Annotated in this window: 16 protein-coding genes; 5 read left to right on the top strand and 11 right to left on the bottom strand. The window is 69.1% G+C overall.

The window, feature by feature from the left end; all coding sequences use genetic code 11:
* Positions 1-45 precede the first annotated feature (45 nt).
* The 8 genes from murI to clpS form a co-directional block, all read right to left on the bottom strand.
* Positions 46-858: a glutamate racemase gene (gene murI / locus GKZ92_RS09200; RefSeq protein WP_035750830.1), complete on the bottom strand. Its 813-nt coding sequence runs from the start codon at positions 856-858 to the stop codon at positions 46-48.
* Positions 859-872: 14 nt separating this feature from the next.
* Positions 873-1,505 (bottom strand): rhomboid family intramembrane serine protease, encoded by a 633-nt coding sequence (locus tag GKZ92_RS09195; RefSeq protein WP_155225206.1) that lies wholly within the window; start codon positions 1,503-1,505, stop codon positions 873-875.
* Positions 1,506-1,560: 55 nt separating this feature from the next.
* Entirely contained in the window at positions 1,561-2,532 is a 972-nt protein-coding gene (locus GKZ92_RS09190) for a PLP-dependent cysteine synthase family protein (protein ID WP_035750825.1), read from the bottom strand.
* Between the two features lie 2 nt (positions 2,533-2,534).
* Entirely contained in the window at positions 2,535-2,825 is a 291-nt protein-coding gene (locus tag GKZ92_RS09185) for a MoaD/ThiS family protein (RefSeq protein ID WP_035750822.1), read from the bottom strand.
* 2 nt (positions 2,826-2,827) lie between these two features.
* Positions 2,828-3,235 carry a Mov34/MPN/PAD-1 family protein gene (locus tag GKZ92_RS09180; RefSeq protein WP_035750819.1) on the bottom strand — a complete coding sequence of 136 codons (408 nt, stop codon included), beginning with the start codon at positions 3,233-3,235 and terminating at the stop codon, positions 2,828-2,830.
* A gap of 157 nt (positions 3,236-3,392) precedes the next feature.
* The gene (locus tag GKZ92_RS09175; RefSeq protein ID WP_035750923.1) at positions 3,393-4,502 is read right to left on the bottom strand and encodes a P1 family peptidase; all 1,110 of its coding nucleotides are present in this window, start codon (positions 4,500-4,502) and stop codon (positions 3,393-3,395) included.
* A gap of 87 nt (positions 4,503-4,589) precedes the next feature.
* Entirely contained in the window at positions 4,590-5,165 is a 576-nt protein-coding gene (gene aosR / locus GKZ92_RS09170) for an oxidative stress transcriptional regulator AosR (protein WP_006359579.1), read from the bottom strand.
* Between the two features lie 62 nt (positions 5,166-5,227).
* A complete protein-coding gene (gene clpS / locus GKZ92_RS09165; RefSeq protein WP_006359580.1) occupies positions 5,228-5,551 on the bottom strand; it encodes an ATP-dependent Clp protease adapter ClpS in 324 nt (107 codons plus the stop codon).
* 21 nt (positions 5,552-5,572) lie between these two features.
* Here clpS and GKZ92_RS09160 point away from each other — a divergent pair, with 21 nt between their 5' ends.
* The 5 genes from GKZ92_RS09160 to glgB all read left to right on the top strand — a co-directional run bounded on the left by GKZ92_RS09160 (position 5,573) and on the right by glgB (position 14,103).
* Complete coding sequence (locus tag GKZ92_RS09160) at positions 5,573-6,880, top strand: nicotinate phosphoribosyltransferase (protein ID WP_035750816.1); 1,308 nt, start codon at positions 5,573-5,575, stop codon at positions 6,878-6,880.
* A 34-nt stretch (positions 6,881-6,914) separates the two neighbouring features.
* A complete protein-coding gene (locus GKZ92_RS09155; protein ID WP_006359582.1) occupies positions 6,915-7,526 on the top strand; it encodes an isochorismatase family protein in 612 nt (203 codons plus the stop codon).
* Positions 7,527-7,615: 89 nt separating this feature from the next.
* A complete protein-coding gene (locus GKZ92_RS09150) occupies positions 7,616-9,727 on the top strand; it encodes an ATP-dependent DNA helicase (RefSeq protein ID WP_006359583.1) in 2,112 nt (703 codons plus the stop codon).
* A gap of 151 nt (positions 9,728-9,878) precedes the next feature.
* Positions 9,879-11,879: a maltotransferase domain-containing protein gene (locus tag GKZ92_RS09145; protein WP_035750812.1), complete on the top strand. Its 2,001-nt coding sequence runs from the start codon at positions 9,879-9,881 to the stop codon at positions 11,877-11,879.
* 1 nt (position 11,880) lies between these two features.
* Positions 11,881-14,103 carry a 1,4-alpha-glucan branching protein GlgB gene (gene glgB / locus GKZ92_RS09140; RefSeq protein WP_035750809.1) on the top strand — a complete coding sequence of 741 codons (2,223 nt, stop codon included), beginning with the start codon at positions 11,881-11,883 and terminating at the stop codon, positions 14,101-14,103.
* A 68-nt stretch (positions 14,104-14,171) separates the two neighbouring features.
* Here the strand turns inward: glgB and GKZ92_RS09135 are convergent, their stop codons facing one another.
* The 3 genes from GKZ92_RS09135 to GKZ92_RS09125 are packed head-to-tail and all read right to left on the bottom strand — an operon-like array spanning position 14,172 to position 16,750.
* On the bottom strand, positions 14,172-15,125 hold the full coding sequence (locus GKZ92_RS09135; protein ID WP_081724776.1) for a tetratricopeptide repeat protein: 954 nt from the start codon (positions 15,123-15,125) through the stop codon (positions 14,172-14,174).
* 59 nt (positions 15,126-15,184) lie between these two features.
* Complete coding sequence (locus tag GKZ92_RS09130; protein WP_035750807.1) at positions 15,185-16,435, bottom strand: MFS transporter; 1,251 nt, start codon at positions 16,433-16,435, stop codon at positions 15,185-15,187.
* On the bottom strand, positions 16,436-16,750 hold the full coding sequence (locus GKZ92_RS09125; RefSeq protein ID WP_040004226.1) for a thiamine-binding protein: 315 nt from the start codon (positions 16,748-16,750) through the stop codon (positions 16,436-16,438).
* Positions 16,751-16,760 lie beyond the last annotated feature (10 nt).

Here is a 16,760-nt window from a genome sequence, read left to right as displayed (position 1 = left end):
CGGGTTACCGGGTCACAAGTGGGCCGCGAAGATTGCCCGAGTCGGCTAAAGGTGCTGCACAGCACCGACGACGGGCCCGAGGAACCGTCTCGAGAGCTTGGCGAACATCTCCGGGTCGCCGGTCGCCTGGAAGACGCGCGACGCCTCCCGACCGGTGTGCGGGTGCAGCAGGTCCTTCTCGGTGAGGACGCGATAGAGGTCCTTGGCCGTCTCCTCCGCGCTGGACACGAGCGTCACCTCGTCGCCCATCGCGAGCTGCAGGACGCCGGTCAGCAACGGGTAGTGCGTGCAGCCGAGCACGACTGTGTCGACGCCGGCCTGCTGCAGTGGTTCGAGGTACCCCTGTGCCAGACCGAGGATCTGGCGGCCGCTGGTGATCCCGCGTTCGACGAAGTCGACGAAGCGCGGGCACGGTACTGCGGTGATCACCGCGTCGCGGGCCGCGGCGAACGAATCCTCGTATGCGCGTGAGGAGATGGTGGCCTCGGTGCCGAGCACGCCGATCCGGCCGTTCTTGGTGGCGACCACCGCTCGACGCACCGCCGGGAGAACGACCTCGACCACCGGGATCGGCGCGTAGCGTTCCCGGGCGTCACGCAGGCAGGCTGCGGACGCGGTGTTGCAGGCGATGACGATCGCCTTGACGCCGCGCTCGGCCAGGTCGTCGCCGATCGCCAGCGCGTGCTTGCGGATCTCGGGGATCGTCAGTGGACCGTACGGGCCGTTCGCGGTGTCGCCGATGTAGACGATGTCCTCGTCGGGCAGCAGGTCCATGATGGCGCGCGCCACGGTCAGTCCGCCGACGCCGGAGTCGAAGATCCCGATGGGTGCCTCGGGATCGGAGGTCCAGACGGGCATGTTGGGTTGCGCGGCTATGACGCCACCCCCGGGGTCGCGGTGCGCTGCTTGCGTTTGCGGTCGCCCGAGGCGAGGAACCAGGCGGCCAGCACGCCGGCGATCGCGCCGAACAGATGCGCCTGCCAGGAGACGACGGGATTGCTCGGCAGCACGCCCCAGAGGATCGAACCGTAGATCAGGAAGAGCACGACGCCGCCGAGGATCTGCCACAGGTCGCGGTTGAACAGACCACGCACGATGAGAAAGGTGAGCCAGCCGAAGATGATGCCCGACGCGCCGACCGTGATCGAGTAGGGCGCGGCGAACAACCACACCCCTACCCCGGAGATCACCCAGATGATGCCGGTGACGATGAGGAACCGCTGCGTCATCAGCACCAGGAAGCAGAGCACCGCCCCGGGCATGAGGTTGGCGAACAGGTGTTCCCAGTCGGCGTGCAGCATCGGCGCCCAGAGGATGCCGTCGAGTCCGTCGACCTGGCGGGGTTCGATGCCGTTCTGGTCGAGGTCATATTGGGTGGCCGCGTCGATCAGCTCGACGACGAACAGCGCCGCGATGATGCACACGGTGGTGATCAGCGAACGCAGCCAGAGCGGGCGCGAGCGCCGCGGCTGTTCCTGCCCGACCGGTGGGGTGTACGACGTCATGGCCAGTTTCTCTTCGGGTCTCGACTCATCTCAGGTGACGTTCCGGCACTGCCGGTCACGCCCAGAGCTGACCTTCGAGTGCCTGCTCCGCGTCGTCCAGGCTACCTTCGTAGACCCCGGTCGAGAGATACTTCCACCCCGCGTCGGGAACCACGAAGCCGATGTCGGCACGGATGCCGTCCTTCATCGCCCGGCGCCCGATGCCGCGTGCGGCCTGCAGGATCGCGCCGGTGGAGATGCCCGCGAAGATGCCTTCGAGGTCGATCAGCTCGCGCACGCGGGCGACCGCGTCGACGCCGGTCACCGAGAACCGGCGGGTGAGCACCGAGTCGTCGTAGAGCTCCGGGATGAAGCCCTCGTCGATGTTGCGCAGGCCGTACACCTCGTCGCCGTAGCGGGGTTCGGCCGCGACGATCTCGATCTCGGGATTGCGTTCGCGCAGAAAACGTCCGACGCCCATGAGCGTCCCAGTGGTGCCCAGGCCCGCGACGAAGTGGGTGATCTCCGGCAGGTCGGCGTAGAGCTCCGGGCCGGTGCCCTCGTAGTGGGCGGCGACATTGGCGGCGTTGCCGTACTGGTAGAGCATCACCCAGTCGGGGTTCTCCGACGCCAGCTTCTTGGCCACGGCCACCGCGGTGTTCGACCCGCCCGCGGCCGGCGAGGAGATCACCTTCGCGCCGAACATCCGCAGCAGCGACCGGCGCTCCTCGGAGGTGTTCTCGGGCATCACGCAGATCAGTTGGTAGCCCTTGAGTTTCGCGGCCATCGCCAGCGAGATCCCGGTGTTGCCGCTGGTGGGTTCGAGGATCGTCGAACCCTCGTGCAGGAGCCCGTCGCGTTCGGCCTGCTCGATCATGCGCAGCGCCGGACGGTCCTTGATGGAGCCCGTCGGGTTGCGGTCCTCGAGCTTGGCCCAGAGCCGAACGTGCGGTCCGTCGGCCGAGTCGTCCCAACGCGGGGAGAGCCTCTGCAGCCCGATCAGCGGGGTGTGGCCGACCGAGTCGATGAGTGAGTCGTAGCGCGCCACGCTCAGCAGCCGCCGGCGACCGCGGGCAGGATGGTCACCTCGTCACCGTCGTCGATGGAGGTGTCGAGACCGCCGGAGAACCGGACGTCCTCGTCGTTGACGTAGACGTTGACGAACCGGTGCAGCTTTGCGGTGCCCTTCTCATCGGGTCCGACCAGGCGCTCCTTGAGTCCGGGGTTGCCCGACTCCAGGTCGTCGATCAGCGCGGCGAGCGTCGCACCGGAACCCTCGACGCGCTTGGCGCCGCCGGTGTGGGTCCGCAGGATCGTCGGGATGGACACGGTGACGGGCATACTCAGCTCCTGATCTCGATCTCTTCTTCGGTGACCGTGCCGTCGACGATGCGATAGCTACGGATCTCGGCGGTCTCCGGGTCCCGGGTGGACACCAGCACATAGTGGGCGCCGGGCTCACCGGCGTAGGAGATGTCGGTGCGGCTCGGGTAGGCCTCGGTCGCGGTGTGCGAGTGGTAGATCACCACCGGCTCCTCGTCGCGACGATCCATGTCGCGCCACACGGACAGCTGCTCGGCGGAGTCGAATCGGTAGAACGTGGGCGACCGTTCGGCGTTGACCATCGGGATGAACCGCTGCGGGTCGTCGGAACCCTCCGGCCCGGCGATCACGCCGCACGCCTCGTCCGGATGATCGGCGCGGGCGTGCGCGACCATCGCGTCGACGAGTTCCTGATCGATCTCGAGCATCGGTGTCCCGTTCTCCTTCGCAGACGCGGGGCCCGTTACGGGCACGTCGGTTCGGCGACCGGTCGTCGCACTTGTCTGATGGGAACGCCGGCCCGTGAACGCCTATTCCGAAACCGGTTATGACCGGCGTCACCGGCGGGTGACCGGTACGAGCAGGTCAGGCGAAAGCCGACGGTGCGGCGTCGGCGTACGTGGGGATCGAGGCCACCGACTCGGCGGCCAGCACGGCGTCGACGATCGCCCGCTGGACGACGTCGGCCGCACATCGGGAGACCTCGGCGATGATCGCCGCGTCCGCGTGCATGCCGGGCGGCGAGGCGGTCGCCGGATCGGTCGACTCCGGCCGGACCGCCCCGGTGGAGACAGCGAAGATGGTGTCGCCGTCGAGCGGCGAGTGGGCCGGGCGGATGGCGCGACCCAGGCCGTCGTGACCGGCCATGGCGATCCGGCGGGTCATCGCCGCATCGAGTGCGGCATCGGTGGCGACGACCCCGATCGTGGTGTTCAGAACGGTGTGTTTCTCCGCGAGTTCGGCCAGGTGCGCGATGTCGGCGGCCTCGGGACGCGTCAGGCCCAGTTCGGCGAGCTCGCTCTCGCCGAGGTCCCACGGCAGCCCGGTGGTCGGGTCGATGACGGCGCCGACCGGGTTGGCGACCATCAGCGCACCGACCGTGACACCGGCCGCCGGACCCGTCTCGATCGTCACCGAGGCGGTGCCCACGCCGCCTTTCAGCGCACCGGCCCGGGCACCGGCTCCCGCTCCCACACTGCCGACCGCGAAGTCGGTCCCGGCCACGCGGACCGCCTCGGCACCGAAGTCGGCGTCGGGCCGGTGATCCCACGCGCCGACCGGCAGATCGAAGATCACCGCCGCCGGCACGATGGGCACCACGTGCCCCCTGGTGTCCAGGGGCAGGCCGACCCCCTCGGCCTCGAGCGCGCGCATCGCACCGTCGGCCGTCGCGAGGCCGTAGGCGCTGCCGCCGCTGAGCACGATGGCATGCGCGGTCTGCACGGTGTTCGACGGATCGAGGAGATCGGTCTCCCGGGTGCCCGGGCCTCCGCCGCGCACGTCGACCGCCGCGATCGCGCCCGGCCACGAGATCCGGACCACCGTCGTACCGGTGGCCCAGCCGTGGCCGTCGGGCGTCTCAGCGGTGCCGGAGACCTCGGCGTCGGCGTCGACGCGGTGACTGTGCCCGACAGTGATCCCGACGACGTCGGTGATGCGGTCACCCGGGCGGGCGGGTCGTCCGATGGTCGTCACGTGCACCTCTGCTCTCGTCGATCCCCGACCGGAACTCCGAACTCGGACAAAACTCCCGAAAGGAGCTGCGTCAACGAGGATCGTAGGTCACATCACCGCTTCCACGAGCAGATCCTGCATCACGGTCAGCCAGTGATAGACGTCGAGATGCGCGGCGTGCGGATGGTCGGGCGGCAGCCGATCCGGGGTGTCCTCCGAGATGCCGAGCATCGCCCCGAGCGCGAGACGGACGTCGTTGAGGGCGGTCAGCCATGCGGTCGCCTCGTCGACGGTGAGCGCGAGGTCGCCGCCCCCGTCCGGCAGGGTGTCGAGAAGTGTGTGGGCCGCAGCGAGTTTGGCGTTGATGATCTTCGGCTCGTTGACGCTGCGCAGCGCGGAGTTGAGTCGGCCGTTGACCACCTCCGCGGAAAGTTCCTCGTCCTGATCCGGCCGATGGAAATCCGGCAGCAGGCGGCCGAGGGTGGCGTCGTCCGGCGCGTCGGAGTGACCGATGCGGATGCCGGTGACCTCCGACAGCGCGTCGCTCGGCGCGGTGTCGGCGCGTTCGGCGAGGAGCTCACACATCGAGGAGACCAGCGACGCGAGCAACTCGGCCTCGTGCGAGTCGAGCTGGGAGGTGATCCGGATCGACTCGCCGCGGCCCTTGCGTTTCCAGGTGCGCACGCCTCAGTGTCTCCCCACCGTCGACGACGGTCCGGTCCCCGGCGGCAGCATCTCTGTCCCGGTCATGAATCGCGCTGCATGGTGGCCCACAGGCCGGCCGCGTGCAGTTTGCGCACGTCTGCCTCGACCTTGTCCCGATCGCCGCTGGAGACCACGGCCTTGCCCTCGGTGTGCACCTGCATCATGAGCTGATTGGCATGCGACTCCGAGTAGCCGAAGATCTTCTGGAAGACGAAGGTCACGTACCGCATCAGATTGACGGGGTCGTCCCACACGACGGTCATCCAGGGTTTGTCGAGATCCGCCGCGCCGTCGGCCACCGCGGGTTCGGCAACCGCGGTACCGCCGGGGGTAGCCTCGTGCGCACGAGTTTCGTCAGGCGCCATGAGGACAAGGGTAACGCGATAGTGAGCATCGACAACACTGCGCTGCTGACCGACCAGTACGAACTGACCATGGTCGCAGCGGCTCTCCGGCACCCGGTCGCGCACCGGCCGTGCGTGTTCGAGGTGTTCGCCCGCCGACTCCCCGACGGTCGTCGGTACGGCGTCGTCGCGGGTACCGGACGTGTCCTCGCCGAGCTCGCGGGGTTCCGTTTCGGCGACGAGGAGATCGCCGTCGTGGAGCAGTTCCTCGACGCCGAGACCGTCGCATGGCTGCGCGACTATCGCTTCGCCGGGGACATCGACGGCTACCGCGAGGGCGAGCTCTACTTCCCCGGTTCCCCGATCCTCACGGTTCGGGCACCGTTCGCCGAGGCGGTTCTCCTCGAGACGTTGATCCTGTCGATCCTCAACCACGACAGCGCCATCGCCTCGGCCGCCGCCCGGATGGTCAGCGCGGCCGGTTCCCGCCCGATCATCGAGATGGGCTCCCGACGCACCCACGAGCGGGCCGCCGTCGCGTGTGCCCGCGCCGCCTACCTCGCCGGTGTCGCCGCGACGTCGAACCTCGAGGCGAATCGTCGTTTCGGCGTGCCCAGCGCGGGCACCGCCGCCCATGCCTTCACCCTCGGTTTCACCGGACCCGACGGCCCCGACGAGAAGGCGGCCTTCGCCGCGCAGATCGAGGCCCTCGGAGTCGGCACCACACTGCTCGTCGACACCTACGACATCACCCAGGGCGTCCGCAACGCGATCGAGGTCGCCGGCCCCGCACTCGGTGCGGTGCGCATCGACTCGGGGGATCTCGGTGTGCTCGCGCGTCAGGTGCGCACTCAGCTCGACGACCTCGGGGCGACGAACACCAAGATCGTGGTGTCCGGCGACCTCGACGAGTACGCGATCGCCTCGCTGCGCGCCGAGCCGGTGGACACCTACGGTGTCGGGACCTCGCTGGTCACCGGGAGCGGCGCACCGACCGCGGGTATGGTCTACAAGCTCGTCGAGGTGGACGGTCTGCCCGTCGCCAAGCGGTCGAGCCACAAGGAATCGCGCGGCGGCGCGAAGGCGGCCGTGCGGGCCGCGCGGGGCAGTGGGACGATCGTGGAGGAGATCGTCTACCGAGCCGACGGGCCGCGCCCTGATGCCGACGGTGGTCTCCACCTCCGGGATCTGCAGATCCCGCTGGTCCGCGGCGGGGAGCCGGTGGCATCCCTGCCATCGCTGACCGACGCGCGCGCCCACCTCGCGGCGGGGCTGGTGAGCCTGCCGTGGGAGGGCCTCGGCCTCTCTCACGGAGACCCAGCGGTGCCGACCCGCTACCAGCTCGGCTGACGAGCACACCCTTCGATCCGCCAGGGAGTACCTGATGAGCAGCGAACGCAACGACGGCACCAAGCCGGCCGACGCGTTGGTCGTCGTCGACGTCCAGAACGATTTCTGCGAGGGCGGCTCCCTCGCGGTCAACGGCGGTGCCGCGGTCGCCCGTGCGATCACCAAGATCCTCGGCGAGTACCGGACCGTCGTCGCGACACGCGATCACCACATCGATCCCGGCGCTCACTTCTCCGACGACCCCGACTACGTCGACACCTGGCCGCCGCATTGCGTGGTCGGCACCGACGGCGTCGCGTTCCATCCCGAATTCGATTACGCCGCAGCGCAAGAGGTCTTCTCCAAGGGCGAGTACGACGCCGCGTACTCGGGTTTCGAGGGCATCGCCGACGACGGGACCACGCTCGAGCAGTGGCTGCGCGATCACAAGATCTCGTCGATCGACATCGCGGGCCTGACCACCGATCACTGTGTCCTCGCCACCGCGCTCGACGCGGTGAAGGCGGGCTTCACGACCCGGGTGCTGCTCAACTTCACCGCGGGCGTCGGCGCGGAGACCACGTCCGACGCATTGTCGAGCATGCGTGAGGCCGGGGTCGAACTCGTGGGCGATCTGCTCTACGACGGCTCCTACGGCACGGGTTAGTCCCCGAGGGAACCGCAGAGCCCGCTGATCCGTCTGAAACTCACACACCCCATCTCGCACCATCTCGAACGAGGACCCCGGAACACCACATGCCGAACACTCCCCCGGTGACCGAACTGCTCGACACCGCGGTCTCCGCGCTCGGCGGTCGTCGACGTGACGGTCAGGTCGCCATGGCGTCCGCCGTCGCACACGCGATCGACACCGGCGAACATCTCGCCGTGCAGGCCGGCACCGGCACCGGAAAATCGCTGGCGTACCTCGTACCGGCGATCCGCCACGCGGTGGAGACCGGCCGGACCGTCGTGGTGTCGACGGCGACGATCGCACTGCAGCGGCAGCTGATCGAGCGCGATCTCCCCCGTCTCGCCGGCGCCCTCGCCAAGCCGATCGGCCGCAAGCCGACCTTCGCGATTCTCAAGGGTCGCGGTAACTATCTGTGCCTCAACAAGATCCATTCGGGTACCGCCGACGAGCCGGACACCGAGTTGTTCGATCCGTTCGAGCTGTCCCGCACCGGACGCGATGTCACCCGGTTGCGGGAGTGGAGCAGCGACACCGAGACCGGCGACCGCGACGACCTCGTTCCCGGTGTCGCCGACCGCGCCTGGCGACAGGTCAGCGTGTCCGCGCGCGAATGCCTCGGCGCCGCCAACTGTTCCTACGGCGAGGACTGTTTCGCCGAGCAGGCCCGCCGCCGGTCCGGCAAGGTCGACGTGGTGGTCACCAACCACGCGCTGCTGGCGATCAACGCGACGAGTCCCGCCAACGTGCTCCCCGAGCACGACGTCGTGATCATCGACGAGGCCCACGAGCTCGTCGATCGGATGACCTCGGTGGCCACCGACGAACTGTCCGCGTCGTCGATCGCGCTCGTCTCCCGGCGCGTCGGCAAGCTCGTCGACGAGGAGACCGCCGACGCGCTCCTCGGCGCCGGGGAGCAACTCGGCGAGCTGCTGGAAACCGCCCCGAAGACGCAGTGGAACCAGCTGCCTCCCGACGCGACCTCCGTGCTGGTGATGTTGCGTGACCGGTTGTGGCAGACCCGTACCGCGATCGGCCCGGTGCGCGCTCCCGGCGCAGGCGACGACGGCGCGGCCGCTGCCCGGTCGGCGGCCCTCACCTCGCTCGACGACATGCACGACACGGTCGTGCGCGTCCTCGGCGCCTTCGACGAACCCGACGAGTCCAAACGCCGGGACGTGGTGTGGGTCGGCCTCGACACCTCCCGGCGCGGTGCCGAACCCCGACCGGTGCTGCACATCGCACCGCTGTCGGTCGGGGGCCTGCTGCGGGCGTCGCTGTTCGCCAATTCGACGGTGATCCTCACCTCCGCGACCCTGACGATCGGTGGTTCGTTCGACGCCTTGGCCGCGACGTGGGGTCTGCCCGCGTCCGGACGCGGCACCGATCGTCCGGCCGCCGACGAACCGGGAACCGATGAACCAGGTCCCGACCCGGCGGCCTCGCGCAACATCACGGCCAGCGGCAAAGCGGTGCCCTCGGATTCGGGTTCGGCACGGTGGACGGGCTTGGACGCCGGCTCTCCGTTCGACTATCCGAAGTCGGCGATCCTCTACGTCGCTCGGCACCTTCCCCGGCCCGATCGGTCGGGTATAGCGCCGCGGACGATGGACGAGATCGCGAACCTCGTCGACGCCGCCGGCGGGCGCACCCTGGGACTCTTCTCGTCGATGCGCGCCGCGCGCGAGGCGGCCGAGGCCATCCGCGAACGGTGTGATCATCCGGTGTTGTGCCAGGGCGACGACACCACCTCGACGCTGGTCAAACGCTTTGCCGAAGACCCCGAGACGTGCCTGTTCGGCACGCTGTCGCTCTGGCAGGGCGTCGACGTACCCGGGCCTTCGCTGAGTCTGGTGCTCATCGACCGCATCCCGTTCCCCCGCCCCGACGACCCGCTGCTCACCGCGCGGCAACGCGCGGTCGACGCGCGGGGCGGCAACGGCTTCCTGTCCGTGGCCGCCAACCACGCGGCGCTGCTGCTCGCGCAGGGCGCCGGCCGATTGCTGCGTTCGGTCGACGACCGCGGCGTCGTCGCGGTGCTGGACTCCCGGCTGGCCACAGCCGGTTACGGGGGCTATCTGCTCGCCTCGCTGCCGCCGATGTGGCGGACCACCGACCCCGCGGTCGTCCGCTCTGCGCTCAGCCGGCTCACCGCGGCACCCCGTCCGGTGGGCTGATCGGCCCGCGAGGAGACACCCGACACGAGGACCGCGTACGACAAGACAATCGCGTACGCGGGGCACTAGGTTGGGTAGCGGTGATACCAACGCAGGCGAGACCGACAACGCACCCTGGCCAGTCGCGGGAGCTGACGAGAGGAGGCTTCGAGTGATCGGGCGCATGGGTATCGATGACATCGCACCCCTCGTCTCCGCAGGGCAGCAGCCCGCGAAAGCCGTTGTGGGAGAGTTTTTCCCGATCAGCACCACCGCATGGCGCGAAGGTCACGACGCGATCGGCGTCACCTTGCACATCGAGGCACCGCGACGCGGGGTCCTCGACATCCGCATGACGCCGGCGCCCGAACCGGACACGTTCAACGCGGCGTTCGTCCCCGACACGGTCGGGTTCTGGTCGTACCGCATCGAGGCCTGGAGCGACCCGTACACCACCTGGCGATCGGCGGTCATCAAGAAACTCGACGCCGGTCAGGGCGCCGCCGACCTGGCCAACGACCTCGAGACCGGCGCCCGAATCCTCGAGCGCGCCGCCGAGGGCATCGTCGACGAGAACCGTGAACTCCTGCTCGACGCGGTTCGTCTGCTCCGCGCCCGACGCCGCCGTGTCGAGAACCGGGTGAGTCTGGCGATCTCCGAGGAGGTCGTCGAACTGCTCCACGACAACCCGGTCCGCGAACTCGTCACCAAGAGCCGCACCTACCGCGTGTGGGTCGACCGCACCCGCGCCCTCTTCGGGTCCTGGTACGAGTTCTTTCCCCGGTCCACCGGCGGCTGGGACGGCGAGGGCAACCCGGTGCACGGCACCTTCCTCACCGCAGCCGAGGATCTGCCCCGCGTCGCCGGGATGGGATTCGACGTCGTCTACCTCCCGCCGATCCACCCCATCGGCGAGGTCAACCGCAAGGGACGCAACAACACGCTCGTCGCCGGGCCCGACGACGTCGGCTCGCCGTGGGCCATCGGGTCGAAGGACGGCGGCCACGACGCGATCCACCCGCAGCTGGGTTCCGAGGAGGACTTCGAGTACTTCGTCGGACGGGCGCGGGAGCTGGGTCTCGAAGTCGCCCTCGACCTCGCACTGCAGTGCGCACCCGACCATCCCTGGGCGACCGAACACCCCGACTGGTTCATCATCCAGCCCGACGGCACGATCGCCTACGCGGAGAACCCGCCGAAGAAGTACCAGGACATCTACCCGCTCAACTTCGACGACGACCGCAACGGCATCTACCGAGCCGTGCTGAAGGTGGTCCTGCACTGGGTCGGTCTGGGCGTCGACATCTTTCGCGTCGACAACCCGCACACCAAGCCCCCGAATTTCTGGGAGTGGCTGATCAGCGAGGTCAAGAAACGGAACCCGGACGTGCTGTTCCTGTCCGAGTCCTTCACCCGACCGGCACGTCTCTACGGTCTCGCCCGCCTCGGGTTCACCCAGTCCTACACGTACTTCACCTGGAAAACGGAGAAGTGGGAGCTCGAGCAGTTCGGTCGCGAGCTGGCCGAGCACGCCGACGAGGCGCGCCCCAACCTGTTCGTGAACACCCCGGACATCCTCCACGAGAGCCTGCAGCACGGCGGCCCGGGCATGTTCGCGTTGCGCGCCGCCCTGGCCGCGACCCTCGCCCCGACCTGGGGCGTCTACAGCGGTTACGAACTCTACGAACACGTGGCGGTCGCCGAGGGCAGCGAGGAGTACCTGGACTCCGAGAAGTACGAACTGCGCCCGCGCGACTACAAGGCGGCGACGAGCCGCGGCGAGTCTCTGGAACCGTGGATCACCTCGCTCAACGAGATCCGCCGCCGGCATCCCGCCCTGCAGCAGTTGCGGAACATCCACTTCCACCACGTCGACAACCCGTCGCTCATCGCGTACTCGAAGATCGATCCGGTGACCGGCGACCGTGTCGTGGTGGTCATCAACCTCAACCCGTACGCCGCTGAGGAATCGACCGTGTGGCTCGATCTCCCCGCACTCGGATTCGAGTGGTACGACCACTTCTCGGTCCGCGACGAGGTGTCCGGGGAGGAGTACTGGTGGGGGCAGGACAACTACGTCCGGCTCGAGCCGTGGCGCGCGGTCGCCCACATTCTGGCCCTGCCGCCACTCGACCCCGCTGCCGCAGCGCGACTCGCCTATCGAATCCAGTGAGGTGCCCGTGACCGATCTCGAGTCCCTCCCCGACCCGAAGGCGTCCGATCACGATCTGCGTCGGCTCGACGCGCTGACCCACCCCGAACCGCACGCGTTTCTCGGGGCGCACGACGCTCCGGGAAGTTCCACGATCCTGCGCACCCTGCGACCCGACGCGCTGTCGGTGTCCGCGGTCATCGGCGGCGTCGATCACCCGATGACCCGCCAGACCGACGACCTGTGGGTCGTCACCGTGCCGATCGCCGACCTGATGGACTACCGCTACCGGATCGTCTATCCCGACGGCTCGGGCGGCACCGCCGAGTTCGTCGTCGCCGACGGTTATCGCTTCCTGCCGAGCCTCGGCGACGTCGACATCCACCTGTTCAGCGAAGGCCGGCACGAGACGCTGTGGGAGGCACTCGGAGCCCGCGTCGTCTCGTACACGACGGCCGACGGCGAGGTCGCCGGCACCGCGTTCTCGGTCTGGGCGCCCAACGCGCACGGAGTGGCCGTCATCGGGGACTTCGACCACTGGACCGGCCGCGTGGCTCCCATGCGCAAGGTCGGGGTCAGCGGTGTCTGGGAGGTGTTCGTCCCCGACGTCGGCGACGGCGCGCACTACAAGTTCCGGGTGCACGGCGCCGACGGCGTGATCCGCGACAAGGCAGACCCGATGGCCTACCGGACCACACCCCCGCCGTCGACCGCGTCGGTCGTCACACAGTCGCGGTACGTCTGGTCCGACGACGCCTGGATCGCGCGACGGGAGGCCTCCTCGCCCGAGCGCGAGCCGATGAGCATCTACGAGGTCCACCTGGCGTCGTGGCGTCAGGGTCTGGGCTACCGCGAACTCGCCCACCAGCTCGCCGACTATGTCGTCGAGAAGGGCTTCACACACGTCGAGTTCCTGCCGGTGGCCGAACACCCCTTCGGCGGTTCCTGGGGCTACCAGGTGACGTCGTACTACGCGCCGACGGCCCGCTTCGGCACCCCCGACGACTTCCGGTACCTCGTCGACCATCTGCATTCGCGTGGCATCGCGGTGATCGTCGACTGGGTCCCCGCCCACTTCCCGAAGGACGAGTGGGCCCTGGCCCGCTTCGACGGCACGCCACTCTACGAGCACGCCGACCCGATGCGCGGCGAGCAACTCGACTGGGGCACCTACGTCTTCGACTTCGGACGCCACGAGGTCCGCAACTTCCTGGTCGCCAACGCGCTGTTCTGGTTCAGCGAGTTCCACATCGACGGGCTGCGCGTCGACGCCGTCGCGTCGATGCTGTACCTCGACTACTCACGTCCCGACGGACAGTGGCGACCCAACATCCACGGCGGCCGGGAGAACCTCGAGGCGGTGCAGTTCCTGCAGGAGACCAACGCCACGGTCCACAAGCACTTCCCCGGCGTCATCACCGTCGCCGAGGAGTCCACCGCCTGGCCGGGCGTCACCCGGATGACCGATCTCGGCGGTCTCGGTTTCAGCTTCAAATGGAACATGGGCTGGATGCACGACAGCCTCGACTACCTGTCTCGTGATCAGATCCACCGCAGCTTCCACCACCACGAGATCACCTTCTCGCTGATGTACGCGTGGAGCGAGAACTTCGTGTTGCCGCTCTCGCACGACGAGGTCGTCCACGGCAAGGGCACGCTCTGGACACGGATGCCCGGTGACTCCTTCACCAAGGCCGCCGGTGCGCGCGTCTACCTCGCGTACATGTGGTCGCATCCCGGCAAGCAGTTGCTGTTCATGGGCCAGGAGTTCGGCCAGACAGGCGAGTGGGCCGACAATCGCAGCCTCGACTGGCATCAGCTCGAGGGCTGGGAGGGTGAACTGCATTCCGGGATCTCGGCGCTGGTCACCGACCTGAACCGGATCTACCGGGCTTCCCCTGCCCTCCACACCCAGGACATCACGCCGCTCGGCTACGAGTGGATCGACGCCAACGACACCGCGAACAACGTGATCAGCTTCCTGCGGTTCGGGGAGGACGGATCGGTCGTCGCGTGCGTCTTCAACTTCTCCGGCTCGGATCGCGTCGACTACCAGGTCGGCCTGCCGCAGGGCGGGGTGTGGGAGGAGATCCTCAACACCGACGCCGACGCCTACAGCGGTGCCGGCCGCGGCAACCTGGGCGCGGTGACCGCCGACGGGCCGTCGTATCACGGGCGCCCCACCTCGGCGCGGGTCATGCTGCCGGCGAACTCCGCCATCTGGCTGGCTCCCCGCAGCCCGTAACCCCCCTCGATGCGCAAACCCAGCACCTCGGAGGTGCTGGGTTTGCCGAAAAGTGGAGATTCTGCGGATCAGTAGAGCGCGCTGGCCAGCTTCCGTCGAGCGGACACAACGAACGGTTCGGCCGGATCGAACAGCTCGAACAGCTCGAGCAGCCGGGTCCGGGCGCGGGTGCGTTCCTCGCCGTTGGTCACGCGGACCACGTCGATGATCCGATCGAAGGCCGCCTCGGGCTGCTGCGACAGCAGCAGGACGTCCGCGGCCGCGAGCTGGGCGTCGATGTCGCGCGGTGACGCGGTCTCGACGATGTTCGGGTCGTGCGCCTGCGCGCGCAGGATGAACTCGAGGTTCCGCGCCGCCGACACCGCCTCGACGTTCTCGGGTTCGGCTTCCGCAACGGCGCGGTACGCGGCCAGCGCTCCATCGAAGTCGCCGTCGTTGAGCTTCTCCTCGGCGGCGAGCATGCGCGGATCGGTCTGCTCCGTCTCGGGCGCCGCACCGGCAGGGGCGTCCGGCAGCGCGTCGCCGACCTGCGCGAAGATCTCATCGATCCACGCGGTGATCTCGGCCTCGGACCGGACGCCGTTGAACGCGGTGACGGGCTGTCCCTGCACGATCGCGACGACCATCGGGATCGACTGCACGCGGAAGGCCTGCGAGATACGGGGATTCGCGTCGACGTCGACCTTGGCGAGCACCCAGCGGCCACCGGACTCGGCGGCGAGACGCTCGAGGACCGGCGAGAGCTGCTTGCACGGCCCGCACCACTCGGCCCAGAGGTCGACGACGACGAGCTGCTGCATCGACCGGTTGAGGACCTCGGCCTCGAACGTCTCCTCGGTGACATCGATGACGCTCGCACCGGCCGGAGCCGGGGGCGGGGGCGGGGGCGGCGCGCCGGGCCCGGAAGCCTCGTCGGGTTGCGCCTGGGCGCGCTGGGTGGCCTGGGCCCGCTGCGCATGGGCGCGTTGGGCTTCGGCCCGCTCCTTGATCCCGCCGAGATCGACGGCACCGGTCATGGCCATGGCGGCGGCAGCCTGCTGACGGGCCGCCGCGGCGGCCTGCTGACGATTGGTTGGTCGCGTCACTCCTCTAGTGTGGCACGACCACACGGGCTCGTTGACCTAGGTTCGCCGAGCGCGGACACCGGTTGTTCGCGAGGGCGGACGACCCCGGCGAAGAACACGGCGAGCAACAGCGCGGCCAGTGCCGCGAGAAGTCCGATGTCGAGACTCGTTCGGCTGCTGATGAACCCGACGACGGCGGGACCGGCGAGCATGCCGAGATACCCGCAGCCGACGACGACCGAGATCGTCCGGCCACCCGCGGAGTCGGTGAGGTTGCCCGCGGCGGTGAAGATCTGCGGGATGAGGCCGGCGAGTCCCAGGCCGAAGACCGCCCACCCGGCGACCGCGAGTGCGGGTATCGGCGAGGCGATCGCGATCGCCATACCGGCCATGCCGACGAGCGCGCCGACCCTGAGCACGCGAACCGCACCCACCGCGGCGACCACCGGGTCGATGACGAATCTCGCGACCGTCATGGTCGCGCTGAAGGCACCGAAGGCGATCGCGCCGATCGCCTCGCTGGTCCCGTGGCTCTCGACGATGTGCAGGGCGCTCCAGTCGTAGGCGGTGCCCTCGGCGAGCATCAGTCCGAAGGCGACGACCGCCAGGAGCACGAGCCGGCGCCGGTCGATGCCGTGCCACCACGAGCCGGCGCCGATGTCAGACGATGTGTCCGGCGCCGGGCCCGCCGGCGCCTTGTCGTCTCCGGTGAGTTGGCGCGCGACCGCGGCGACGACCAGGAAGCCCGCGAAGGCCGCGCAGGCGACGGTCGGCACGACCCCGGCGTCGGCCCACAGCGTCGCCGCGACCACGCCGGACCCGACGAGGCTTCCCGCGGAGAAGAAGCCGTGGAAGGAGGACATGATCGGCCGGCGGTAGGCGCGCTCCACCGCGACGGCCTGGGCGTTCATCGACACATCGAGGCACCCGTTCGCGAAGCCGAAGGCCGCGAGGGCGGCGCCGAGGGTGAGAGTGTCGACGGCCAGCACCGGCGTGATGATGACAGCCGAGAGCAGCGATGCGGCGAAGACGGTGAGCGGCCGGGAACCCCAGCGGTCGATCAGCGGGCCGCACAGTTGCATGCCGACGAAGGCGGAACCACCCAGGAGGAGCAACAGGCCGCCGAGCTCGTCGTGTCCGACGTCGGTGCGGCCGCTGATGACCGGGATGTGCGCCACCCACATGGCGGCGAGGAAGCCGTTGAGAGCAAAGATCGTGGCGACCGCCCGCCGAGAGCGGCGAGGTTCGGTCGCGGGGTGCACCTGCACTCAGGAGCCCGAACCCAGGTGGCGTTCCACCCGCTCGACCTTGCCGGTCAGTTCGCCGGTGTGCCCGGGACGGATGTCGGCCTTGAGCACGAGTCCCACGCGTGGCGCATGGGCGGCGACGGCATCGGTGGCGGCCTTGACGACCGCTATCACCTCGTCCCAGTCGCCCTCGAGGTAGGTGAACATCGACGTGGTCTGATGCGGGAGCCCGGAGGCACGTACCACCTCGACGGCGGCCGCGACCGCCGCACTCATCCCGCCGTCGGCGTCGACGGCGGTTCCGCCCGAGGGCGTGAGGCTGAATGCGACGATCAGGGGACCACCT

It is taken from the genome of Gordonia sp. 135 (assembly GCF_009720185.1).
Classification (GTDB): domain Bacteria; phylum Actinomycetota; class Actinomycetes; order Mycobacteriales; family Mycobacteriaceae; genus Gordonia; species Gordonia alkanivorans.
Note: the sequence above shows the minus strand (reverse complement) of the source record. Positions and strands in the feature narration are given on the sequence as shown.